The 22,374-nt window shown below is 66.1% G+C and carries 18 protein-coding genes and 1 riboswitch; of the genes, 14 read left to right on the top strand and 4 right to left on the bottom strand.

The genetic code is table 11. The features are described from left to right. The first annotated feature begins 68 nt into the window (after positions 1–68). Positions 69–449 (top strand): hypothetical protein, encoded by a 381-nt coding sequence (locus ACP156_RS00295; RefSeq protein WP_425049283.1) that lies wholly within the window; start codon positions 69–71, stop codon positions 447–449. Positions 450–457: 8 nt separating this feature from the next. Further along, positions 458–1,612 carry a DSD1 family PLP-dependent enzyme gene (locus ACP156_RS00290; protein WP_425049282.1) on the top strand — a complete coding sequence of 385 codons (1,155 nt, stop codon included), beginning with the start codon at positions 458–460 and terminating at the stop codon, positions 1,610–1,612. Positions 1,613–1,808: 196 nt separating this feature from the next. Here the strand turns inward: ACP156_RS00290 and ACP156_RS00285 are convergent, their stop codons facing one another. Beyond that, the gene (locus ACP156_RS00285) at positions 1,809–2,372 is read right to left on the bottom strand and encodes a gamma-glutamylcyclotransferase family protein (RefSeq protein ID WP_425049281.1); all 564 of its coding nucleotides are present in this window, start codon (positions 2,370–2,372) and stop codon (positions 1,809–1,811) included. Positions 2,373–2,445: 73 nt separating this feature from the next. Beyond that, positions 2,446–2,533, top strand: a riboswitch (glycine riboswitch). A gap of 142 nt (positions 2,534–2,675) precedes the next feature. Between ACP156_RS00285 and gcvT the strand changes: the two genes are divergently transcribed. The 3 genes from gcvT to gcvP all read left to right on the top strand — a co-directional run bounded on the left by gcvT (position 2,676) and on the right by gcvP (position 7,108). Then, on the top strand, positions 2,676–3,806 hold the full coding sequence (gene gcvT, locus ACP156_RS00280) for a glycine cleavage system aminomethyltransferase GcvT (protein ID WP_425049280.1): 1,131 nt from the start codon (positions 2,676–2,678) through the stop codon (positions 3,804–3,806). Between the two features lie 16 nt (positions 3,807–3,822). Further along, positions 3,823–4,182 carry a glycine cleavage system protein GcvH gene (gene gcvH, locus ACP156_RS00275; protein WP_425049279.1) on the top strand — a complete coding sequence of 120 codons (360 nt, stop codon included), beginning with the start codon at positions 3,823–3,825 and terminating at the stop codon, positions 4,180–4,182. Between the two features lie 76 nt (positions 4,183–4,258). After that, a complete protein-coding gene (gcvP, locus tag ACP156_RS00270) occupies positions 4,259–7,108 on the top strand; it encodes an aminomethyl-transferring glycine dehydrogenase (protein WP_425049278.1) in 2,850 nt (949 codons plus the stop codon). A 60-nt stretch (positions 7,109–7,168) separates the two neighbouring features. Here the strand turns inward: gcvP and ACP156_RS00265 are convergent, their stop codons facing one another. The 3 genes from ACP156_RS00265 to ACP156_RS00255 all read right to left on the bottom strand — a co-directional run bounded on the left by ACP156_RS00265 (position 7,169) and on the right by ACP156_RS00255 (position 11,967). Beyond that, complete coding sequence (locus tag ACP156_RS00265; RefSeq protein ID WP_425049277.1) at positions 7,169–9,358, bottom strand: DEAD/DEAH box helicase; 2,190 nt, start codon at positions 9,356–9,358, stop codon at positions 7,169–7,171. 139 nt (positions 9,359–9,497) lie between these two features. After that, the gene (locus ACP156_RS00260; RefSeq protein WP_425049276.1) at positions 9,498–10,793 is read right to left on the bottom strand and encodes a DUF2254 domain-containing protein; all 1,296 of its coding nucleotides are present in this window, start codon (positions 10,791–10,793) and stop codon (positions 9,498–9,500) included. A 133-nt stretch (positions 10,794–10,926) separates the two neighbouring features. Further along, positions 10,927–11,967, bottom strand: a complete 1,041-nt coding sequence (locus tag ACP156_RS00255; protein WP_425049275.1) for a LacI family transcriptional regulator — start codon at positions 11,965–11,967, stop codon at positions 10,927–10,929. Positions 11,968–12,140: 173 nt separating this feature from the next. Here ACP156_RS00255 and ACP156_RS00250 point away from each other — a divergent pair, with 173 nt between their 5' ends. The 9 genes from ACP156_RS00250 to ACP156_RS00210 all read left to right on the top strand — a co-directional run bounded on the left by ACP156_RS00250 (position 12,141) and on the right by ACP156_RS00210 (position 22,281). Then, the gene (locus ACP156_RS00250) at positions 12,141–13,370 is read left to right on the top strand and encodes an ABC transporter substrate-binding protein (protein WP_425049274.1); all 1,230 of its coding nucleotides are present in this window, start codon (positions 12,141–12,143) and stop codon (positions 13,368–13,370) included. A 92-nt stretch (positions 13,371–13,462) separates the two neighbouring features. Beyond that, positions 13,463–14,428 (top strand): carbohydrate ABC transporter permease, encoded by a 966-nt coding sequence (locus tag ACP156_RS00245; protein WP_425049273.1) that lies wholly within the window; start codon positions 13,463–13,465, stop codon positions 14,426–14,428. Positions 14,429–14,432: 4 nt separating this feature from the next. Further along, on the top strand, positions 14,433–15,362 hold the full coding sequence (locus ACP156_RS00240; protein ID WP_425050796.1) for a carbohydrate ABC transporter permease: 930 nt from the start codon (positions 14,433–14,435) through the stop codon (positions 15,360–15,362). Positions 15,363–15,480: 118 nt separating this feature from the next. Then, positions 15,481–16,566 (top strand): ABC transporter ATP-binding protein, encoded by a 1,086-nt coding sequence (locus tag ACP156_RS00235; protein ID WP_425049272.1) that lies wholly within the window; start codon positions 15,481–15,483, stop codon positions 16,564–16,566. A 69-nt stretch (positions 16,567–16,635) separates the two neighbouring features. Continuing rightward, on the top strand, positions 16,636–17,382 hold the full coding sequence (locus ACP156_RS00230) for a sugar phosphate isomerase/epimerase family protein (protein ID WP_425049271.1): 747 nt from the start codon (positions 16,636–16,638) through the stop codon (positions 17,380–17,382). Between the two features lie 11 nt (positions 17,383–17,393). Continuing rightward, a complete protein-coding gene (locus ACP156_RS00225; protein WP_425049270.1) occupies positions 17,394–18,533 on the top strand; it encodes a Gfo/Idh/MocA family protein in 1,140 nt (379 codons plus the stop codon). A 4-nt stretch (positions 18,534–18,537) separates the two neighbouring features. Next, the gene (gene mgrA / locus ACP156_RS00220) at positions 18,538–19,587 is read left to right on the top strand and encodes an L-glyceraldehyde 3-phosphate reductase (RefSeq protein WP_425049269.1); all 1,050 of its coding nucleotides are present in this window, start codon (positions 18,538–18,540) and stop codon (positions 19,585–19,587) included. A gap of 100 nt (positions 19,588–19,687) precedes the next feature. Continuing rightward, the gene (locus ACP156_RS00215) at positions 19,688–21,292 is read left to right on the top strand and encodes a glycoside hydrolase family 43 protein (protein WP_425049268.1); all 1,605 of its coding nucleotides are present in this window, start codon (positions 19,688–19,690) and stop codon (positions 21,290–21,292) included. Positions 21,293–21,435: 143 nt separating this feature from the next. Next, complete coding sequence (locus ACP156_RS00210) at positions 21,436–22,281, top strand: LysR family transcriptional regulator (RefSeq protein ID WP_425049267.1); 846 nt, start codon at positions 21,436–21,438, stop codon at positions 22,279–22,281. The last annotated feature ends 93 nt before the right edge of the window (positions 22,282–22,374 follow it).

Raw genomic sequence — 22,374 nt, 5'->3', positions numbered from 1 at the left:
GGCGCGGCGACTTGCTATCGCTGCGCCGCTGGCACACACTCGGCCCTGTCCAGACAGGAGCCCCCCGCATGACCACCCGTCGCCTGTTCACCGCCGGCCTGATCGTGCTTGCCGCCCTTCCCGCCTTCGCACAGGAAGGCAAGAAAGGCAGCGGACCGAACACCGCCCCCGCCCTGATCGAAATCGCCGGCACCTACAGCTCTCGCGGGCTTAACGCCGATGGCACCGAGTACATGGGCCGTGCGCAGATCGTGCAGCAAGGCGAAGCGGTCGAGTTCACGTGGTTCGTCGGGAACGACACGTTCCGGGGCCGGGGCGCCATCGACGGGCGGCTGGTGGCCGTGGACTGGGGCGCGGAAAGCCCGGTCGTCTACGTGGTGATGCCCGACGGCGAACTGCACGGCACATGGGACGACGGCCGCGCGCTGGAGAAACTCACGCCCAACTGAGGGACCCGATGAAAGATCTGCAAGACCTCGTGGTGGGGTACGACATCCCCGCCGCGCCCGGCATGGCGGCCAGGGACATCCAGACACCCGCCCTCGTGCTCGATCTCGACGCGCTGGAGCGCAACATCCGCAAGCTGGGCGACTACGCCCGCGCGCATGGCATCCGGCACCGGGCACACGGAAAGATGCACCGGTCGGTGGACGTGGCGAAGCTGCAGATGGAGCTTGGCGGCGCGGTTGGCGTCTGCTGCCAGAAGGTGGCCGAGGCCGAGACCTTCGTGCGCGGCGGCGTGACGGACGTGCTGGTGACCAACCAGATCGTCGACCCGGCAAAGATCGACCGGCTGATGACGCTGCCGTCGCTGGGCGGCACTGTCTCGGTCTGCGTCGATGACGCGGGCAACGTGGCGGACCTGTCGGCCGCCGCCGAGCGGCACGGCGTGACGCTGGATTGCCTTGTCGAACTGGACTGCGGCATGCGCCGCTGTGGCGTCGGCACGGCGGACGAGGCGGTGGCGCTGGCGAAGGCCGTGGACGACGCGCCGGGCCTGCGGTTCGCCGGCATCCAGGCCTATCACGGCTCGCTTCAGCACGTGCCGACCCACGCCGAGCGGGCCGAAATCTTCGCGGGTCTGCACACGTTGCTGTCCGGGGTGCTGGACGCCCTGAAGGACGCGGGCCTGCCGGCGGAAACGGTGACCGGTGCGGGCACCGGCAGTTTCGAGTTCGAGACGGCCTCGGGCCTCTATACCGAGATCCAGTGCGGGTCCTACGCCTTCATGGACGGCGACTATGGCCGGGTGCTGGCCGAGGACGGCAAGCGTCTGGACACGGGGACCTGGGAGAACGCGCTGTTCCTGCTGACACAGATCCTCAGCACCGCCCAGCCCGGACGGGCGGTCTGCGACGCGGGGCTGAAATCGACCACGTTCGAGTTCGGCGTGCCGCATGTCTTCGGGCGGACCGACGTAACCTACATCCAGCCCTCGGACGAACACGGCACCATCGAAGACACGGGCAACGTGCTGACGCTGGGCGAGAAACTGAAGCTTGTGCCCAGCCACTGCGATCCGACCTGTAACCTGCACGACTGGTACGTCGGTGTGCGGAACGGCGTGGTCGAGGTGTTGTGGCCGGTCTCGGCACGCGGGCGGAGTTACTGACGGCGGAATGGCGCTTTGCCCCGTCGCACGAAAACTGCGCATGAAGAACGAATGGGGGCTCCGCCCCCGTCACGCCATGGCGTGACTCCCCCGAGGTACTTGGAAAGAGAAGAAGGTGGCGCGGACGAGGCTGCTTCTTCTCTTTTGAAATACCTCGGGGAGCGCGAGGGGCTGGCCCCTCGCTCCGACGCCAAAATCAGGCGATGACCCGCGCGTCCACTTCGCGCAGCCAGTCGTTGACCAGCGTGCGTTCGTCGTCGCCCAGCACCTGATGGCGGCTGTAGACCGGCGCCGCGCGGTCGTCGCGGATCGGGGCATCCCAACCGCCGGTGGTATGGAAGAACCGGGCGACGCCCGCCTCGCCGTATTCCCGCAGATAGCCCTGCACCACCACGTCGAGATAGCTGAGCAGCACCGGATGCGCCTCGTCCGGGACCCCGTGCTTTCCGTCCGGGATCGAGTAGACCTGCACCTCGATCGCGCGGGTGACGGGGTGGCCGATGCGGTCGGTCACCACCGTGCGGTCATAGGCCGCCTCGCGCTCGTCCAGCGAAACCCAGTCGTCGCCGGGCACATGGGCGACCAGACCCTCGATCTCGACCCCGTCGGCGGGCTCGGCTGTCAGGAAGGCCACCGGGCGCAGGCGCGTGTGGCGCCAGACCCGCCGCCAGCCTTTCAGCGTTGCGGGGTGCGCGTCGGTGAAGACGTGCGTGTTGCGGTTCACAAGCGAGCCGTAGCCGAAGAAGAAGGGATCAGACATGCCTGACAGGTCGCCTGTCCGCGCCCCGAACACAACCCCTTGCCGCACCGCGGCGCTTCGCGTAGCGTGAGCGCAGCCGACCCAGGGAGAACCGGTTCAGACCGGTGCCGAAGGAGCAACCGCCCCGGTAAACTCTCAGGCAACAGGACCTGCTGGTCGGTCAGAAACTCTGGAGAGAGGCGCGATGGGCGTCCGCCGAAGGGATAACGATCTCAGGCGAAAGGACAGAGGGGGCATCGTGCGCGGGAGTGACCGCGTTCTTCGGTGCCGGCATCGTTTCCGGCGAGCTATGAAAGGGGCGGCATGGCCGAGTTGAAACGGACCTGTCTGTACGATCTGCACGTGGAGCTTGGCGCGAAGATGGTGCCCTTTGCCGGCTATGACATGCCGGTGCAGTACCCGCTGGGCGTGATGAAGGAGCACCGGCACTGCCGCGCCGCCGCCGGGCTGTTCGACGTAAGCCACATGGGACAGGTCCTGCTGACCCCGCTGGACGGCGATGTCGCAAGCGCCGCCGCGGCGCTGGAGACGCTTGTGCCGCAGGCGATCCTCGGGCTGAAAGAGGGCCGCCAGCGCTATGCCCTGTTCACCGACGCGGCGGGCGGCATCCTGGACGACCTGATGGTGGCGAACCGGGGCGATCACCTGTTCCTTGTCGTCAACGCCGCCTGCAAGGAGGCCGACATCGCCCACCTGCGCGCGCATCTGTCGGACCGTTGCCGCATCGAAGAGATCACCGACCGCGCGTTGCTGGCGCTACAGGGCCCCGCCGCCGAAGCGGCGCTATCGGCACTGGTGCCCGGCGCGGCTGAGATGACGTTCATGGACGTCCTGGTGACGGACAGCGACTGGGGCGCGCTGTGGATCTCGCGCTCTGGCTACACCGGCGAGGACGGATACGAGATTTCGGTCCCCGAAGCGCAGGCCGAGGCATTTGCCCGCGCGCTGCTTGCCGGCGATGCGGTCGAGCCCATCGGTCTTGGCGCGCGCGACTCGCTGCGGCTGGAAGCGGGGCTGTGCCTGTACGGCAACGACATCGACACCACCACCAGCCCGGTCGAAGCGGCGCTGGAATGGGCGATCCAGAAGGCCCGCCGCACCGGTGGCGCGCGCGAAGGCGGATTCCCCGGCGCCGCGCGTGTTCTGGACGAGTTGGAGACCGGCGCCACCCGCCGCCGGATCGGCCTGCTGCCCGATGGCCGCGCACCTATGCGGGCGGGAACCGAGATTTTCGCCGCAGCCGAAGGCGGCGCGCCGATCGGCGCCGTGACCTCTGGCGCGTTCGGCCCGTCGATCGAGGGTCCGATGTCGATGGGCTATGTCGACATCGCCCATGCCGCCGACGGCACAGAGCTTTTCGGAGAGGTGCGCGGCAAGCGTCTTCCCGCGCGCGTCGTGCCGATGCCATTCCGCCCTTCAACCTACAAAAGATGACCAACAGGAGACCCCGATGAAATTCACCGAAGAACATGAATGGCTGCGGCTTGAAGGCGACCTGATCGTGGTGGGCATCACCGAACATGCCAGCGAGCAGTTGGGCGACGTGGTGTTCGTGGAACTGCCCGAGGCCGATACCACCGTGTCGAAGGATGACGAGGTCGCGGTGATCGAATCCGTGAAGGCCGCGTCCGACATCCTCGCGCCGCTGGATGGCGAGATCGTCGAGGTGAACGAAGCCATCGTCGCCAACCCCGGTCTGGTGAACGAAGACCCGATGGGCGACGCATGGTTCTTCAAGATGAAGATCGAGGACCCCAGCGCGCTCGACGATTTCATGGACGAGGGCGAGTACAAGGACTTCATCGGCTAGCCCCTGCCCCACCGCTTTTCCGAGCCCCCCTTGCCGGGGGTCTCGTCCCGCCCTTGCCCGTCACCGAGGACACCAGATGCCTTTCACGCCCGACGACTATAATCCGCACGACTTCGCCAACCGCCGCCACATCGGCCCGTCTCCTGCCGAGATGGAAGAGATGCTGAAGGTGATCGGCTGCGACAGCCTCGACGCGCTGATCGACGAGACCGTGCCCGCCTCGATCCGGCAGGCGGAGCCGTTGTCGTTCGGGCCGCCGAAGTCAGAGCGCGAGTTGATCTGGCACATGCGGGAGGTGGCGAAGAAGAACCGCGTGTTGGTGACGATGATCGGTCAGGGCTATTACGGCACGGTCACGCCGCCGGCGATCCAGCGCTACATCCTTGAGAACCCGGCCTGGTACACGGCTTACACGCCGTACCAACCCGAGATCAGTCAGGGCCGGCTGGAAGCGCTGTTGAATTACCAGACGATGATCTGCGACCTGACGGGGCTGGATATCGCGAACGCCTCGCTGCTGGACGAATCCACCGCCGCCGCCGAGGCGATGGCGATGGCGCAGCGGGTGGCGAAGACCAAGGCGATGGGCTTCTTCATCGACGAGAACTGCCATCCGCAGAACATCGCGGTGATGAAGACCCGCGCCGAGCCGCTGGGGTTCGAGGTCATCGTCGGCGCGCCCGAAGACATGCCGTCCGAAGGGTTGTTCGGCGCGATCTTCCAGTATCCCGGAACCTATGGGCACGCGCGGGACTTCACCGACGAGATCGCGGCGCTGCATGCGCAGCAGGCGCTAGGCATCGTCATCGCCGACCCGCTGGCGCTGACCGTGCTGAAGGAACCGGGCCAGATGGGCGCCGACATCGCGGTGGGCTCGACCCAGCGGTTCGGCGTGCCGATGGGTTATGGCGGGCCGCACGCTGCCTACATGGCGTGCCGCGACGCGCACAAGCGGGCGATGCCGGGCCGTATCGTCGGCGTGTCGGTCGACGCGCGCGGCAACAAGGCCTATCGGCTGTCGTTGCAAACGCGCGAGCAGCATATCCGCCGCGAGAAGGCGACGTCGAACGTCTGCACCGCGCAGGCGCTGCTGGCGGTCATGGCCTCGTTCTACGCCGTGTTCCACGGGCCGGTCGGGCTGAAGGCCATCGCGCAAGAGGTACACCGCAAGACGGTCCGCGTGGCCGAAGTATTGCAGTCGGCAGGCTACGCCGTAGAGCCCGAGGCGTTCTTCGACACGATCACGGTCGAGGTCGGCGCGCTGCAGGGCGCCATCCTGAAGGCCGCCGCCGCCGAGGGGATCAACCTGCGCCGGGTCGGCCGTACCAAGCTGGGCCTTTCGATCGACGAGACCACCCGCCCCGCCTCGGTCGAGGCGTTGTGGCGTGCGTTCGGGATCGAGGAAACCTACGGCGCAAAGTCGGCCAACGTCTGCGTGCCGGACGCGTTGATCCGCACGACCGACTACCTGACGCATCCGGTGTTCCAGATGAACCGGGCCGAGACCGAGATGATGCGCTACATGCGCCGCCTTGCCGATCGCGACCTTGCGCTGGACCGGGCGATGATCCCGCTGGGGTCCTGCACGATGAAGCTGAACGCCGCGGCCGAGATGATGCCGATCACCTGGCCCGAGTTCTCGAACATCCACCCCTATGCGCCTGCCGATCAGACCGAGGGCTATGCCGAACTGGTCGGGGACCTGTCGGCCAAGCTGTGCGAGATCACCGGCTACGACGCGATGTCGATGCAGCCGAACTCTGGCGCGCAGGGGGAATACGCGGGGCTGCTGACCATCGCCGCCTATCACCGCGCCAACGGCGACACCCAGAGGACGGTCTGCCTGATCCCGACTTCGGCGCATGGCACCAACCCCGCCTCGGCGCAGATGTGCGGCATGAAGGTGGTGGTGGTGAAATCCGCCGCGAACGGCGATATCGACCTGGAGGATTTCCGCGCCAAGGCCGAGGCGGCGGGCGACACGCTGGCCGCCTGCATGATCACCTATCCCTCGACGCACGGCGTGTTCGAGGAGACGGTGCGCGAGGTTTGCGAGATCACCCACACGTTCGGCGGGCAGGTCTATCTGGACGGCGCGAACATGAACGCGATGGTCGGGCTGTCGAAACCGGGCGAGCTTGGGTCGGACGTATCGCACCTGAACCTGCACAAGACCTTCGCCATTCCGCATGGCGGCGGCGGTCCCGGCATGGGGCCGATCGGAGTAAAAGCGCATCTTGCGCCCTACCTGCCCGGCCACCCTGAAACCGGGGGCGCGGAAGGCCCGGTGTCCGCCGCGCCGTTCGGATCCGGGATGATCCTGCCGATCTCGTGGGCCTATATCCTGATGATGGCGGGCGAGGGCCTGACGCAGGCGACCAAGGTCGCGATCCTGAATGCCAACTATATCGCGAAGCGGTTGGAGGGCGCGTATGACGTGCTGTTCAAGGGCAAGACCGGCCACGTCGCGCACGAGTGTATCCTTGAAACCCGTCCGTTCGAGAAATCGGCGGGCGTGACCGTGGACGACATCGCCAAGCGTCTGATGGACAACGGCTTTCACGCGCCGACCATGTCCTTTCCCGTGGCGGGCACGCTGATGGTGGAACCGACGGAATCGGAAACCAAAGCCGAGCTTGACCGCTTCTGCAACGCGATGCTGGCGATCCGGGACGAGATTGCGGACATCGAAGCCGGCAAGATCGACGCGGCGAACAACCCGCTGAAGCATGCGCCGCACACGGTCGAGGATCTGATCGGGGAATGGGATCGCCCCTATTCGCGCGAGCAGGGCTGCTATCCGCCGGGCGCGTTCCGGGTCGACAAGTACTGGCCGCCGGTCAACCGGGTCGACAATGTCTATGGCGACCGGCACCTGATCTGCACCTGCCCGCCGCTAGAGGCCTACGCGGAAGCCGCCGAGTAGCGGCGCGCGTTCTATCGTCGAAAAAACGAAGCCTGCGGAGTGTCCCCCGCAGGCTTTTTCCTAGCTGTCGCGCCGCTTGGGCCGGGCGTCGCCGCCGAAGGGCTTCTTGCCGCCCTTGGGGCCACCCTTGAACCCGCCTTTCGGGCCGCCTTTGCCACCGGGTTTGCCGCTGGGCTTACCACCGGGCTTGCCGGGCTTGGCGCCCGCACGGTGCGGCGGCTCGAAGCGTTTCGAGGTATCGGACGCGCGCGCGCGATCCTCGGCCTTCGGCTTGCCCTTGAATGCGGGCTTGTCGCCGTCGCGGCCACGCGGCTTGTCGCCATCGCGGCGTTTGGGCTTGTCGCCATCGCGGAAGCGCGGCTTGCCCTCTCCGTCGCCAAAGCGGCCCTTGGGACCAGACGGTTTGCCGCCGAAGGATTTCTTCGGGCCCGGCTTGCCGGTGTCGCCCGACCGGCGGTCCGTCGCCTCGCGCGGTTTGCGGGGGCGGTGGACTTCGTCGTCGCGGCGCGGGCGCGGGGCCTCTTCCCGAACAGGTTCGGTCCTCGGCGCGTCCGACGCCTCGGACGCGGTCTCTTCTCGCGCGGGCTTGCGCGGCGGGCGGCTGTCGGACCGCGCGTCATCACGCGGACGCGGCGGGCGCTTGTCGCGGTTCGGCGGCGGGCCACGGCGGTCGTCCTCGGGCGGGCCGTCGGCGGCGCGGGCTTTCACGCCGCGTTCCAGTTCACCGCCAGCGTTCAGGCCGCCAAGGAAGCCCTGCAACGCGGGTTCCGAGATTTCCACGAAGGTCTCGGTCGGGCGGATGCGGATCGCGCCGATCTGGTCCTTGTCCAGACCACCGGCGCGGCACAGCATCGGCAGCAGCCAGCGGGGTTCGGCCCGGTCGTTGCGACCCACCGACAGGCTGATCCACGCGGACGGACCAAAGGGCGCCCGCTCGCGCGGGGCGGGACGGGTATCGGGATCCGACAGTTCCTCGGGTGCGGAATGGCGCGAGCGGAACAGGCGCAGGTAGGCGGCGGCGATCTGCTCGGGCGATTGGGCGTCCAGCAAGCGCGCGGCGAACTCGGCCTCGTTTTCGGTGATGGGTTCGGACCACGCAGGATCGGACAGCAGCCGTTCCTCGTCGCGGCGCAGGATCTCTTCCGCGGTGGGCGCGGTGGTCCACTCGGCGGTGATCTTGGCGAACTTCAACAGGCGCTCGGCCTTCTTGACGAACTTCGGCGGCACCACCAGCGCCGACGTGCCTTTGCGCCCGGCCCGACCGGTCCGGCCAGAACGGTGCAGCAGGGTTTCCGAGTTCGACGGCAGTTCGGCGTGGATCACCAGTTCGAGGTTCGGCAGGTCGATGCCGCGCGCCGCGACGTCGGTGGCGACGCAGACCCGCGCGCGCCCGTCCCGCATCGCCTGAAGCGCGTGGCTGCGCTCGGTCTGGCTGAGTTCGCCCGACAGCGACACGACCGAGAAGCCCCGGTTCGCGAAGCGCGCGGTCAGGCGGCTGACGGTAGCGCGGGTGTTGGCGAATACGATGGCGTTCTGCGCCTCGTGATAGCGCAGGACGTTGATGATCGCGTGCTCGGCATCGGCGTCGGCCACGCGCAGCGCCTGATAGGTGATGTCGGCGTGCTGGCGGGCTTCGCCCAGCGTCGTGACGCGCACGGCGTCGCGCTGGAACTGTTGCGCCAGCTTGGCGATCATCGGCGGCACGGTGGCCGAGAACAGCAAGGTGCGGCGTTCGGCGGGCGCCTCGCCCAGCATGAATTCCAGATCCTCGCGGAAGCCGAGGTCCAGCATCTCGTCCGCTTCATCCAGCACCACGGCGCGAATGTCGCCAAGTTCCAGCGAGCCGCGCTTGATGTGGTCGACCAGACGGCCCGGCGTGCCGACAACGATATGCGCGCCGCGTTCCAGCGCGCGGCGTTCGTCGCGCATGTCCATACCACCCACGCAGGTCGAAACCCGCGCGCCCGCCCCGGCATACAGCCAGCCCAGTTCGCGGCTCACCTGAAACGCCAGTTCACGCGTCGGCGCGACGATCAACGCCAGCGGCGCGGCGGCGGGGCCGAAGGTTCCGTCTTCTTCCAGCAGGGTCGGACCGATCGCCAGACCGAAGCCCACGGTTTTGCCTGACCCCGTCTGCGCCGAAACCAACAGGTCCGAGCCTTCAAGCTCGGGGTTCGTCACGGCCTCCTGTACGGGGGTCAGCTTGTCGTAGCCGCGCTCGGACAGCGCATTGGCGAGGGTCTGGATCATCCGGGGTTCGTTCTGTATCTGGGACGCGTCGGCGCGTCGTGATCTGCCGTCGCGGCAGCTTGGAAGCGGCAGGCTCTAAACCAAATCCGCGCCCATGTATACAGCGCAATTCGAATGCCCGGCATTACGCCGCAGCAGGTCACGCCTTGCGGATGACCATCGGTTCCTTCTCTTCCTCGCGCCCGAAACCGCCCCACCCTTCCACAGCCGCATGCAGGCGTTTGAGATCATGCTCGCGGTCCAGCGCGACCTCTGCCGCCGCCAGCGCGTATTTGGCCAGTTCCCGCGCGGCTGCGGAAAGTTCGGGGTCGCGGCCCCGCGCCAACCGTCGAAGCGAGCCCAGCAGGCGTGACGACACCTCGACCATGCCCGCGCCGTCACGGGCGATCATCGTGAAAGCCTCGTCGATCAGGTCGGCCTCGGACAGGCGGCGGACGCGGATCTGGTCATAGCCCGGTTCTTCTGCGGTCACCTTGTCCGGCGAATAGCGGGTCAGCAGCCGTTCCATCCGCGCAAGCACCTCGATCGCGGTGCCCGGATCGTTGATGCCCGGAGACAGCGCGCGTTCCGCGACCTCGGCGATGACGAACAGGCCGAAGCGCGGGTCTTGGTCGAAGTTCCGCAGCGGCGAGAACACGTAGGCCTCGCGCACGGCGTCCGCCACCGGTTCGCTAGCGCGGTCGAGATAGCCAAGCGCCTCGTTCTCGCCGACCCAGTCGCCGGGGATCGCGTGCAGCCAGATCCGGCAGTCTTCTTCCTCGGCGCGGGTCTGAAGCGCGGCGACGTCGATGTGGCGGACGTATCCGCCTTCTTCTGCGGGGATCGGGACGGCGCCGGTCGGGATCTTGTCGCCGTCCTCGTAGCATTTCGCACCAAGGCCGGGCCACTTGCGGTGGTTCTCCATCGTGCGGCGGACGCGATCTTCGAGCATCTGCATGGTTTCGTCCATGCTGCCCAGTCGCGACAGGTGGGCGATCCAGCGCAGGATGGCGATGACCACCAGCGCAATCACCAGCACCGTGAAAGCGAAGATCACGACCGAGGCATGGCCGCCGTAAAATCCGGCCCGGAACAGCACCAGCGCCAGCAGGGCGAAGATGAACGCGCCAAGGAACGTGGCCAGCACGGTTTGCGTCGTTGTGTCTTCCAGCAGCAGACGGTGAGCGCGTGGCGTGACCTGGCTGGAGGCAGCCTGAAACGACGACACCATGACAGAAAGCGAAAAGGTGACGACCGCCAGCATCGAACTGGCCAGCACGTTCAGCACGGGCAGCACCGCCTCGACCCCCAGCCGGTCGGCGATCTCGTCGGGGATAAACCGGCCAAGGAAGGACGAGGCCGCCACCGCGACGACGGCAAGCAACGCGATCAGCGTGGTGCGGACCCAGATCTTCCGGGACAGCTGGATAAGCTTCCAGAGACGTTTCGACAGCATCGTGCCCTCCGACCTTTCGCCAAGCAGATAGCACGTTGCCGCCCCGTGGCTATTACGAGAGCGAGGAAGTTGTGGAAGACGTACGGTGCGCGGCGGATCTTGCGCCGCAAACGGTCCGGCCCTTGCGGGTCAGTCAGGATGCGGGCGCAGACAGCAGCCCGCCGGTGCGGAACGAGTCCCGGTCCGGCACCTCGAGCCCCTGCATCGGCGGCGCGTCCGGATGTTCGACGGCGCGGATCGCGGCCTTGGCGAGAAAGTCGCCCGCGCGGGTTACGTCCTCGGTCAGTGCCAGCATCTGCGGGCGGAACAGCGTCAGGAAATTCACCGCCTCTTTCGCGATCACGTCGACATCCTTGCCCAGCACCCGGCCCCGCGCCTCCAATGTCGCCACCACGGCCATCGCCGCGGTCGTCGACGCACAAAGGATGCCGTCGACGGTCGGATCCCGGTCCAGCAGCGCCGAGATCGCGACGGCGATCCGGTCGGTGCTGTCGTCGCTGGTCGCATCCTCGGCCAGCCGCGCACTGATCCCCGCCGTGCGCGCCGCGCGGGCGGTGCCGGCGGCGATGTCCTGTGCGTAGTTCTGGGCGATGGGCGGCGCCACGACGACAACGTTGCGGCGTCCCCGTTCCGCCAGACGTGAAACGGCGAGGAAGGCGAAGGCCTCGTTGTCATAGTCGAAATAGGCGTGCCGCTCGCGCCATGCGGACCGGCCGTGCGTGGCGAAGGGGAACTCCTCTTCGAGCAGGTACTTCACGCGCGGGTCCTCTGGCTGGATCTGGTTCAGGATCACCGCGTCGGCCGACCGGTTCTCGACCACATAGCGGACGGGCACCATAGGGTCGTCCTTCGGGAAATAGGGCGTCACGTTCAGATGGTAGCGCGTCCCGCTCAGCCCCCCGGCGATGGCCGAGATCATCCGCGCCGTGTGGTTCAGGATCTCGTGCTCGGTCGACAGGATCAGGGCGATGACGTTCGTCTTCCCGGTCTTCAGACGCACCCCTGCCCGATTCGGCACATAGCCGATCTCGGCCGCGATCCGGCGTACCCTTTCCTTGGTTTCGGCACCGATGTCGGGGGCGTCGTGCAGCGCTCGGCTGACCGTCGGAATCGCCAGACCGGACAATTCCGAGATCGTCTTGAGCGTCGGCTTCTTGCGATCCCTTGCAGCCATCCTGTTGTTTTCCAATCGTCTCCGCGGTGCGGCATACGCCCCTGTGACCCCCCCGTCCAATCGCGCCGCAAGCAATTAATTGCAAGTCGTTTAATGTCGCATGTCAACGCTTGATCGAAAAATCTAAAACGTTATAGGCTTCACGTAAACGATTTAGCCAAAGGGAGGACTCTATGAGAAAACTGGCTAGTCTGTTTGCGGCAACCGCCCTGACAAGTGTCAGCGCACAGGCCGCGGACCTGGAAGTCACGCATTGGTGGACCAGCGGAGGGGAGGCCGCTGCCGTCGCCAAATTCGCCGAGGCGTTCAACGCCTCGACGGACAACACGTGGGTGGATGGCGCCATCGCCGGCTCTGGCGGCACCGCCCGCCCGATCATCGTCAGCCGCATCATCGGCGGCGATCCGATGGGCGCGTTCCAGTTCAATCACGGCCGTCAGGCCGAGGAACTGATCGAGGCCGGACTGCTGCGCGACATGACCGCGGTGGCCGAGGCCGAGGGCTGGACCGACATCGTCAACCCGCCCTCGCTGCTGGACGCCTGCACGGTCGACGGCAAGATCTACTGCGCGCCGGTCAACATCCACTCGTGGCAGTGGCTGTGGCTGTCCAATGGCGCCTTTGAAAAGGCCGGCGTTGACGTACCGACCACCTGGGACGAGTTCGTCGCCGCCGGTCCCGCCCTGCGCGAGGCGGGTATCCAGCCGCTCGCACTGGGCGGTCAGCCGTGGCAAAGCTCGGGCCTGTTCAACGTGCTGATCGTGGCGCTTGCCGGGCCTGACGTGCTGAAGTCCGTCTACGGCGATCACGACACCGACCTTGCGGCGGGCGAGGAAATGGCGCGTGTCTTCAAGGCCGCCGCCGACGCCCGCGAAATGGCCGAGGGCAGCGCCGTGCAGGACTGGAACCAGGCCACGAACATGGTCATCACCGACACCGCCGGCGGACAGGTGATGGGCGACTGGGCGCAGGGCGAGTTCGCCGTCGCGGGAGAGACCGCGGGCGAGGACTATTCCTGCCTTCCGGGGCTCGGCGTGAACGAGGTCATCTCGACCGGTGGCGACGCGTTCTATTTCCCGGTGGTCGACGACCCCGAGATCACCGCGGCGCAGGACGAGCTTGCGAAGGTGCTTCTGTCGCCGGAAACGCAGGTGTCGTTCAACCTTGCGAAAGGTTCGCTGCCGATCCGGGGTGACGTGAACCTCGATACGGCGAACGACTGCATGAAGAAGGGGCTGGAGATCCTTGCCGCGGGCAAGACCCTGCCGGACGTCAACATGCTCAATACCGAAGACACGAACAACCAGCTGAACGACCTGTTCGTGGAGTTCTTCAACGACAAGAGCATCACCCCGGAGGCCGCGCAGGAACGGTTCGTCTCGATCATCGAGAACGCCGACTGACGCGACACCCGACGGTGTGACCAGACCGGCCGGCGCCCTGCGAAACGGGGCGCCGGTTCCCTTCACGCAACTTCAAGGACCCGGGGACCCGCATGGACACCACCGGACGCCCGAACCCGCTGTTCAGAAATCTCAGCGCCAAGATCGCGGCCATCCCGATGATCCTGACCGCGCTGGTGATTTTCGTCGGCGGTACGGCATGGACCGTCATCTATTCCTTCACCAGCTCGAAGCTGCTTCCCAAGAAGCTGTTCGAGTGGACCGACATCATCAACATCGGCGACTGGTCGCTTTCGATCCCGACCGGCATCGTCTGGAAAAGTTTCGTGGGATTGCAGCAGTACGAGCGTCTGTGGAACACGAACCGCTGGATGGTCTCGATCGAGAACCTGTTCATCTACGGCCTGTGCTCGCTGGTGCTGTCCTTCATCATCGGCTTCGTCCTCGCGGCGCTTCTGGACCAGAAAATCCGGTTCGAGAACACGTTCCGCACCATCATCCTGTACCCTTTCGCACTGTCTTTCATCGTCACCGGCCTTGTCTGGCAATGGCTGCTGAACCCCGATTTCGGCATCCAGTCGGTGATCCGCGGCATGGGCTTCGTCGGCTTCACCTTCGACCCGCTGTATAACGCCGACATCGTGATCTACGGCGTGCTGATCGCGGGGCTGTGGCAGGGCACCGGTCTGATCATGGTGCTGATGCTGGCGGGGCTGCGCGGCATCGATCAGGAGATCTGGAAGGCCGCGCGCGTAGACGGCATCCCCGCGTGGAAAACCTATCTGTTCATCGTGATCCCGATGATGCGCCCGGTGTTCATCACCACGCTTGTCATCATCGCCTCGGGGATCGTGCGGATCTACGACCTGATCGTCGCGCAGACGTCCGGCGGGCCCGGCATCTCGTCCGAGGTGCCCGCGAAATACGTCTACGACTACATGTTTCAGGGCCAGAACCTTGGACAGGGCTTCGCCGCCTCGACCATGATGCTTCTGGCCGTCGCCATCGTCGTGATCCCCTGGGCCTACCTCGAATTCGGGAGCCGGAAACGTGGCTGATCCGATGACCCTGTCCACCGCCATCGCGGGCGCCGACGCCGTTGCCTCCCGCCTCGAGGGGCCGCAGGGCCCAAAGCCGCGCAAGCGCTTCTCACGCCGCAATATCTTCATCTACGGCACGCTGATCGTCGTGGCGCTGTACTATGCGCTGCCGCTGTATGTGATGATCGTCACCTCGCTGAAGGGGATGCCCGAGATTCGTCTGGGCAACATCTTCGCACCGCCGGTCGAGATCACTTTCGAGCCGTGGGTCAAGGCATGGTCCGAGGCCTGTACCGGCCTGAACTGCGAGGGGCTGTCGCGCGGTTTCTGGAACTCTGTCCGGATCACCGTGCCGTCGGTCTTCCTGTCCATCGCCATTGCCAGCGTCAACGGCTACGCGCTGGCCAACTGGAAGTTCAAGGGCGCCGAGGCATTCTTCACCATCCTGATCTTCGGGGCCTTCATCCCCTATCAGGTGATGCTGTACCCGATCGTGATCATCCTGCGGGAAATCGGCCTGTATGGCACGCTGTGGGGTCTGGTCCTCGTGCACTCGATCTTCGGGATGCCGATCCTGACCCTGCTGTTCCGCAACTATTTCACCTCGCTTCCCGAGGAACTGTTCAAGGCGGCGCGGGTGGACGGAGCGCGGTTCTGGGGGATCTACTTCCGGATCATGCTGCCGATGTCGCTGCCGATCTTCGTGGTCGCGATGATCATTCAGGTCACCGGCATCTGGAACGATTTCCTGTTCGGCGTCGTCTACACCAAGCCCGACACCTATCCGATGACGGTTCAGCTGAACAACATCGTCAACTCGGTGCAGGGGGTGAAGGAATACAACGTCAACATGGCGGCGACGATCCTGACCGGGCTGGTGCCGCTGACGATCTACTTCGTCTCGGGCAAGCTGTTCGTGCGCGGCATCGCCGCGGGGGCGGTGAAGGGATGAGCAGCGCTTTTGGGTCGGCAAAGAGAGGGGGCTCTGCCCCCATCGCCTGCGGCGATTCCCCCGAGGTATTTGGCAAGAGAAGAAGCCGGGGACGGAAGCGCCCCGGTGCAGGGAGGATGTGCTGGTGACAGCGAATTCGGTAGAGATCCGCGGCCTGGATCTGGCGTTCGGCGCGGTGGAGGTCCTGAAGGACCTGAACCTGGAAATCCCCGAGGGTGAGTTTCTTGTCCTGCTGGGCGCGTCCGGCTGCGGCAAGTCCACGCTGTTGAATTGCATCGCGGGACTGTTGGACATCACCGGCGGGCAGATCTTCATCAAGGACCAGAACGTGACCTGGGCCGAGCCCAGCCAGCGCGGCATCGGCATGGTGTTCCAAAGCTACGCCCTGTACCCGCAGATGACGGTGAAGGGGAACCTGTCCTTCGGACTGAAGAACGCCCGGTTCGCCAAGGCCGAGATCGAGGAGCGCGTCGCCCGCGCCGCCGAGATCCTGCAGATCCAGCCGCTGCTGGATCGCAAGCCCGCCGCCCTGTCCGGCGGCCAGCGGCAACGCGTCGCCATCGGCCGGGCGCTGGTGCGCGACGTGGACGTGTTCCTGTTCGACGAACCGCTGTCGAACCTCGACGCCAAGCTGCGCGCGGACCTGAGGGTCGAGATCAAGCGGCTGCACCAGAAGCTGCGGAACACGATGATCTACGTCACCCACGACCAGATCGAGGCGATGACGCTGGCCGACCGCATCGCGATCATGCGCAGCGGCGCGATCCAGCAGCTTGGCTCGCCCGACGAGATCTACAACCGCCCGCGCACCAAATACGTGGCCGAGTTCATCGGTTCGCCCGCGATGAACTTCATCGACGGTGTGGTCGCCGAACGCGGCTTCGCCGCCGGGGACACCACGATTCCGCTGGACGGGTACCTCTGGGCCGATGGGCCGAAGCAGGGTCCGGCGTGGCTTGGCATCCGCCCCGAGCACGTGGCCACCGGCGAGTTGGCGCAGGGCAAACCGTTCCGGCAGGAGATCACCGTCGAGCTGTTCGAGCCGATGGGCGCCGACACGCTGGTCTGGACCACGCTGGCGGGGCAGCCGTTCCACTTCAACCTCGATGGTCAGCACAAGGTGGCCACCGGCGACCGGATGACCATCGGCTTCGACAGCGCCCGCGGGTCGCTGTTTGGCAAAGACACCGAATTGCGGCTGTGACGTCAGCCACTTAACACGCTCAAGACACCGGGCGGCACGGCCGCGCCGGTCCCAGGAAAGGATCGCTTGATGACCGATTTCTCGTACCAGCTTTACTCTTCGCGGAACTATCCGCTGTCCGACACGCTGAAGATGCTCTCGGGCCTGGGCTATACCCAGGTCGAGGGCTTCGGCGGCATTTTCGCCGAGGCCGATATCGCCGAACTGAAGGCCGAACTGGACGGCAACGGGCTGACCATGCCGACCGGCCATTTCAGCCTTGAGATGGTGCGCGACCAGCCCGGACGGGTGCTGGAAATCGCGACCGTGCTTGGGATGAAGGGCCTGTTCGTGCCCGCTGTCGGCCCCGAAGACCGGGTGAAGGATGCCGCCGGATGGGCGGAACTGGGCCGTGTGCTGGCCGAGGTCGGCAAACCCGTGCAGGACGCCGGCCTGACCTTCGGCTGGCACAACCACGCCTTCGAATTCGCCGAGATCGACAGCGCCGAGAAGCCGCTGGACCTGATCCTGCAGGGCGGCCCGCTTGCGCTTGAATTCGACGTCGCGTGGGCGGTCGTCGGCGGGCAGGATCCGCTGGCGTGGATCGAGACCTACGGCGACCGGCTGTTCGCGGCGCACGTCAAGGACATCGCGCCCGAGGGCGAATGCGCGGACGAGGACGGCTGGGCCGATGTCGGCCACGGAACGATGGACTGGCCGGCGATCATGGCCGCGCTGCGCAAGACGCCGTGCCAGTATTTCGTGATGGAGCACGACAATCCGAACGACCACGAGCGCTTCGCCCGCCGCTCGCTGGAAACCGCGAAGACCCTGTAAGGACCCGACACATGAGCAAGCTTGGCATCGGCATCGTCGGATGCGGCAACATCTCGACGGCCTATCTTCGGTTGTCGCCCCTGTTTCACGCGCTGGAGGTCCGCGCCGTCGCGGACATCAACACGGAGGCTGCCCGCCTTCGCGCCGACGAATTCGGCGTGAAGGCGCTGTCGGTCGAGGATTTGATGGCCACGGACGAGGTGGACGTGATCGTCAACCTGACCATCCCCGAGGCGCACTTTGCGATCTCGAAACAGGCGCTTCAGGCGGGCAAGCACGTCTATTCCGAAAAGCCCTTCGTGTTGACGCTGGAGGAAGGCGAGGACCTGCGCGCCATCGTCAATACCGCCGGGCTGCGCGTGGGCTCGGCGCCCGACACGTTCCTTGGCGGAGCGCACCAGCTGGCGCGGGCGCGGATCGACGAGGGGCTGATCGGCGAGATCACCGCCGGGTCGGCCGCCGTGATGAGCCACGGGATGGAGCACTGGCACCCGAACCCCGACTTCTTCTTCCTGCCCGGCGCGGGGCCGGTCTTGGACGTGGGGCCGTATTACGTGACCAACCTGATCCAGCTTCTGGGTCCGGTGAAGCGCGTGGCGTCGCTGGCGACCTCGGCGACGCCGACCCGCACGATCCTGACCGAGGGCCCGCGCCAGGGCGAGGAGATCCCGGTCAAGACGCCGACGAACATCCACGCGCTTCTGGATTTCGCGAGCGGCGCGACGATCACCTTCTCGGCCAGCTGGGACATCTGGGCCCACCGCCACAAGCCGATGGAGCTGTATGGCACCGAGGGGTCGCTGTTCCTGCCCGACCCGAACTTCTTCGGCGGCACCGTCGAGCACGCGGGCCGTGACGGGGAGATCGCGCCGCTCGATGCGTGGGAGCACCCGTTCGGCAAGCCGAACCAGGAGCATCCGAGCCACGGGCCGCTGGCGAACTATCGGGCATCGGGGCTTGCGGACATGGCCGAGGCGATTATGGATGGGCGGGACCACCGCTGTTCGCTCGACCTTTCGCTGCACGCGGTGGACGTCATGACCTCCATCCTTCGCGCGGGCGAGTCCGGCCAGTGGGTCGATCTGACCACCACCTGCACGCGCCCCGACGCGCTTGGACCGGAGGCTGCCGCAAAACTGCTGAAGGACTGATCCCATGAGCTACCGCCCCTCCGAGACCCGCTATGACCGCATGGTCTATCGCCGCTGCGGCGCGTCCGGCCTGAAACTTCCCGCGATCTCGCTGGGGCTGTGGCACAACTTCGGCCATGACACGCCGCATCAGACCAAGCGCGACATTTGCCGGACCGCGTTCGACAACGGGATCACGCATTTCGACCTCGCCAACAACTACGGCCCGCCTCCGGGCAGCGCCGAGGAAGCGTTCGGCGACATCCTGAAGACCGACTTCGCGGGGTATCGGGACGAGCTGATCATCTCGTCCAAGGCGGGTTACCTGATGTGGGACGGCCCCTATGGCGAATGGGGATCGCGCAAATACGTGATGGCATCCTGCGACCAGTCGCTGAAACGGCTGGGCGTGGACTATGTCGACATCTTCTATTCCCACCGCTTCGATCCCGACACCCCGCTGGAGGAAACCATGGGTGCGCTGGACGCCATCGTGCGGGCGGGCAAGGCGCTGTACGTCGGGATCTCGTCCTATAATTCCGAGCGCACGCGCGAAGCGGCCGCGATCCTGAAAGACCTTGGCACGCCCTGCCTGATCCACCAGCCCAGCTACAACATGCTGAACCGCTGGGTCGAGCGGGACGGGCTGAAGGACACGCTGACCGAACTGGGCATCGGGTCGATCGCCTTTACCCCGCTGGCGCAGGGGATGCTGACGAAGAAATACCTGGGCGGCGTTCCCGAAGGCTCGCGCGCCACGCAGGGCAAGTCGCTGAACCCGAACATGCTGTCCGAGCATGCGATCGAGAACATCCGCAAGCTGAACGAGATCGCGGAGTCGCGCGGCCAGACGCTGGCGCAGATGGCGATTGCGTGGGTGCTGCGCGGGGGCGGGATCACCTCGGCGCTGATCGGGGCGTCGAAGCCGTCTCAGGTGGAGGATTGCGTCGGCGCGGTGGGGAACCTCGAGTTCACGGAAAGCGAGCTGAAGCTGATCGACGAATACGCCGACGAAGAGAAGATCAACCTTTGGGCCAAGTCGTCGGAAACCACGGAGGGCGCGGCGGAGCGCTGAGGTAAGGCCGCGCGTCCAGCGAGACTTGCCCCAAGAACAAGCGCGTCACGGTCCTTCCGGGGATCGTGCCGCGCTCCGGTCAAAGCGTGAGGAGGCGCGAATGATCCGAAACCCGATCCTGCCGGGCTTCAACCCGGATCCGTCGATCTGCCGGGTGGGCGACGACTATTACATCGCCACCTCGACCTTCGAATGGTACCCCGGCGTGCAGATCCACCATTCGCGCGATCTGGTGAACTGGACGCTGGTGTCTCGTCCGCTGAACCGCGCCGCGCTGCTGGACATGCGCGGCAACCCGGACAGCTGCGGAATCTGGGCGCCCTGCCTCAGCCATGCCGACGGGCGGTTCTGGCTGGTCTATACCGACGTCAAACGGCACGACGGCTCGTTCAAGGACGCGCCGAACTATATCACCACCTGCGAGACCATCGACGGGGCGTGGTCCGATCCGTGGTTCGTCTGCAACCACGGCTTCGACCCGTCGCTGTTTCATGACGAGGACGGCACGAAGTACTTCATGGTGCTGCAATGGAACCACCGGGGTGCGGGCACCGGGGGCAATCCGAAGCACGCGAGCTTCGACGGCATCCTGTTGCAAGAGTGGACGCCGGAGGACGGCCTGAAGGGGCCGATGCGGAAGATCTACGACGGCACCGACCGCGGACTGACCGAGGGACCGCACATCTTCAAGCGCGACGGTTGGTACTATCTTACCGTAGCCGAGGGCGGCACCGGCTATGATCATGCGGTGACGATGGCGCGCAGCCGCGACATCTGGGGGCCGTACGAGACCCACCCGCAAAAGCACCTGATTTCGACCCGCGATGCGCCGGACCACCCGATCCAGCGCACCGGGCATGGGCAATATGTCGAGACGCCGGACGGTCGGGGCTATCACACCTTCCTTATGGGGCGGCCCATCGCGGGGCCGGACGGATCGGGCCGCTTCTGCACCCTTGGCCGGGAGACTGGGATCGAGCGTGTGGTGTGGCGGGACGGCTGGCTGTGGCTGGAGGACGGCGGGATGCTGCCGCGCACCACCCTGCCCGGCCCGACCGATTTGGAGCCCGCGCCGCCCGCTTCGTCGGAGACCGACTTTGCGGGACCCGACCTTCCGCCCGAGTTTCAATGGCTGCGGACGCCCGATAGCGACAGGATCTTCCGGCTGGACAATGGCCTTGTCCTGATCGGCCGGGAAAGCCCCGGTTCGTGGTTCGAGCAGGCGCTGGTGGCGCGGCGGCAAGAGCACCACGCGTATTCTGCCGAGACCACTGTCACGTTCGACCCGCTGACCTATCAGCAGAACGCCGGTCTGACGACCTACTACAACCGGTTCAAGTTCCATGCGTTGCTGGTGACGCAGGACCCGGACGTGGGCCGCGCGCTGGTTATCATGTCCTGTCCCGGCAAATACCCCGAGGCCGGTGTCGAGATGATCGGCGCTCCCGTTCCCATCGGGGACGGTGCGGTAGAGCTGCGGGTGGACGTCGACCACGCGGCGCAGCAGTTCTTCTGGCGGCAGGGCGTCGACTGGATACCCATCGGCCCGACACTCGACGCCACGGCGATCTCGGACGAGGCCGCGCGGGGGGCGCATGGGTCTTTCACGGGTGCTTTCGTGGGGATGATGGCCTTCGATATCAGCGGCCTTGGAAGGGAAGCTCGATTCGGGCGATTCTCGTACAACCCGAAGTTGTCAAGATAGAGCCACCGTCCCGTCACATTCAAAATCGCCAAAAACCGCCCCCTCGGCGGATTGTTGCGCATTATCTGCAACTCGATGGGTAATTTGCCGCCTATACGTTGCAACTCTTGCAACGACAGGCACGCGACGCCTATCGCAGAGTCATGCAACACGATTGGCTTGAAGACGTAGTGGCAGTGCTTGATACCGGCTCCTTTTCTGGGGCGGCGGACCGGCGCTGCGTGAACAGGTCCACCTTCACCCGGCGCATCGCCGCCATTGAGGACCTGCTTGGTGTGGAGCTCTTTGACCGGGGCTCCAAACCCGTTGCCCTGCGGCGCGCGCTGCGCGAGCAGGAGACGCAGATGCGCCGCCTGATGGCGGAGATGCGCTGCCTTCGCGAGACGCTTACGCGTCCCGTGCTGTCGAACACGCGGGCGATTACCGTGGCTTGCCAGACCGATCTGGCGGCCAGCATCGCGCCGCAACTGACCAAGGATCTGGGCAAGCGCGGCTTTGGCCCTGTGCGCCTGATCGCCTGCGACAGGGACGGCGGCCTGCTGGATCTGCTTTCGCAGAAGGCCGACCTTCTGGTCGCCTACGATCAGGCCGGGGCGGACGCCCGCGCCGGGTTCCTTGCGCGCACCATCGGGCACGAGACCTTCGCGCCGGTATGCACGCCCAGCCACCTGACGCGGCCGGGCTCGCCCCGCGTGATCGAATATGCGCCGGACACCTTCCTTGCGGGCGCGCTGTTCCGCAGCGGCGAGCGGCCGAAGTCGGTTCCGATCGCGGAAACGGCGGACGTCCAGACGGCCTATTGCCTTGCCACACAGGGCATGGGTGTCGCGTGGCTTCCGCTGTCGATGGTCGAGACCGACCTGCGCGCCGGCCGCCTTGTGCAGCACGCGGGCGCGGGTCCGCTGATGGAGCTGGATATCCGGCTTCTGCGGCTGAAGGATGCCGGCGACCGTGTCGTTCCCGGGGCATGGGATGCGCTGGCCGGGTAACGCCCGGCCGGCCTTTGCCCTCCTCTTTGAGAAAGGGCCAGAAACGGTTTGACGCTCCCGCGCCGCCACGTCAGGCTTTGCGCGGGAGGACGT

Source organism: Psychromarinibacter sp. S121 (genome assembly GCF_049801035.1).
In the GTDB taxonomy this organism is placed as follows: domain Bacteria; phylum Pseudomonadota; class Alphaproteobacteria; order Rhodobacterales; family Rhodobacteraceae; genus Psychromarinibacter.
This window is presented reverse-complemented; position numbering and strand designations above follow the sequence as displayed.

Coding starts and splice junctions, on each gene's coding strand:
- ACP156_RS00285 (WP_425049281.1), bottom strand. CDS start 2,372: ATGTCTGATCCCTTCTTCTTCGGCTACGGCTCGCTTGTGAACCGCAAC.
- ACP156_RS00230 (WP_425049271.1), top strand. CDS start 16,636: ATGACCGATTTCTCGTACCAGCTTTACTCTTCGCGGAACTATCCGCTG.
- ACP156_RS00260 (WP_425049276.1), bottom strand. CDS start 10,793: ATGCTGTCGAAACGTCTCTGGAAGCTTATCCAGCTGTCCCGGAAGATC.
- ACP156_RS00265 (WP_425049277.1), bottom strand. CDS start 9,358: ATGATCCAGACCCTCGCCAATGCGCTGTCCGAGCGCGGCTACGACAAG.
- ACP156_RS00240 (WP_425050796.1), top strand. CDS start 14,433: ATGACCCTGTCCACCGCCATCGCGGGCGCCGACGCCGTTGCCTCCCGC.
- ACP156_RS00245 (WP_425049273.1), top strand. CDS start 13,463: ATGGACACCACCGGACGCCCGAACCCGCTGTTCAGAAATCTCAGCGCC.
- ACP156_RS00225 (WP_425049270.1), top strand. CDS start 17,394: ATGAGCAAGCTTGGCATCGGCATCGTCGGATGCGGCAACATCTCGACG.
- gcvH (WP_425049279.1), top strand. CDS start 3,823: ATGAAATTCACCGAAGAACATGAATGGCTGCGGCTTGAAGGCGACCTG.
- ACP156_RS00215 (WP_425049268.1), top strand. CDS start 19,688: ATGATCCGAAACCCGATCCTGCCGGGCTTCAACCCGGATCCGTCGATC.
- gcvP (WP_425049278.1), top strand. CDS start 4,259: ATGCCTTTCACGCCCGACGACTATAATCCGCACGACTTCGCCAACCGC.
- mgrA (WP_425049269.1), top strand. CDS start 18,538: ATGAGCTACCGCCCCTCCGAGACCCGCTATGACCGCATGGTCTATCGC.
- ACP156_RS00255 (WP_425049275.1), bottom strand. CDS start 11,967: ATGGCTGCAAGGGATCGCAAGAAGCCGACGCTCAAGACGATCTCGGAA.
- ACP156_RS00210 (WP_425049267.1), top strand. CDS start 21,436: ATGCAACACGATTGGCTTGAAGACGTAGTGGCAGTGCTTGATACCGGC.
- ACP156_RS00290 (WP_425049282.1), top strand. CDS start 458: ATGAAAGATCTGCAAGACCTCGTGGTGGGGTACGACATCCCCGCCGCG.
- gcvT (WP_425049280.1), top strand. CDS start 2,676: ATGGCCGAGTTGAAACGGACCTGTCTGTACGATCTGCACGTGGAGCTT.
- ACP156_RS00250 (WP_425049274.1), top strand. CDS start 12,141: ATGAGAAAACTGGCTAGTCTGTTTGCGGCAACCGCCCTGACAAGTGTC.
- ACP156_RS00295 (WP_425049283.1), top strand. CDS start 69: ATGACCACCCGTCGCCTGTTCACCGCCGGCCTGATCGTGCTTGCCGCC.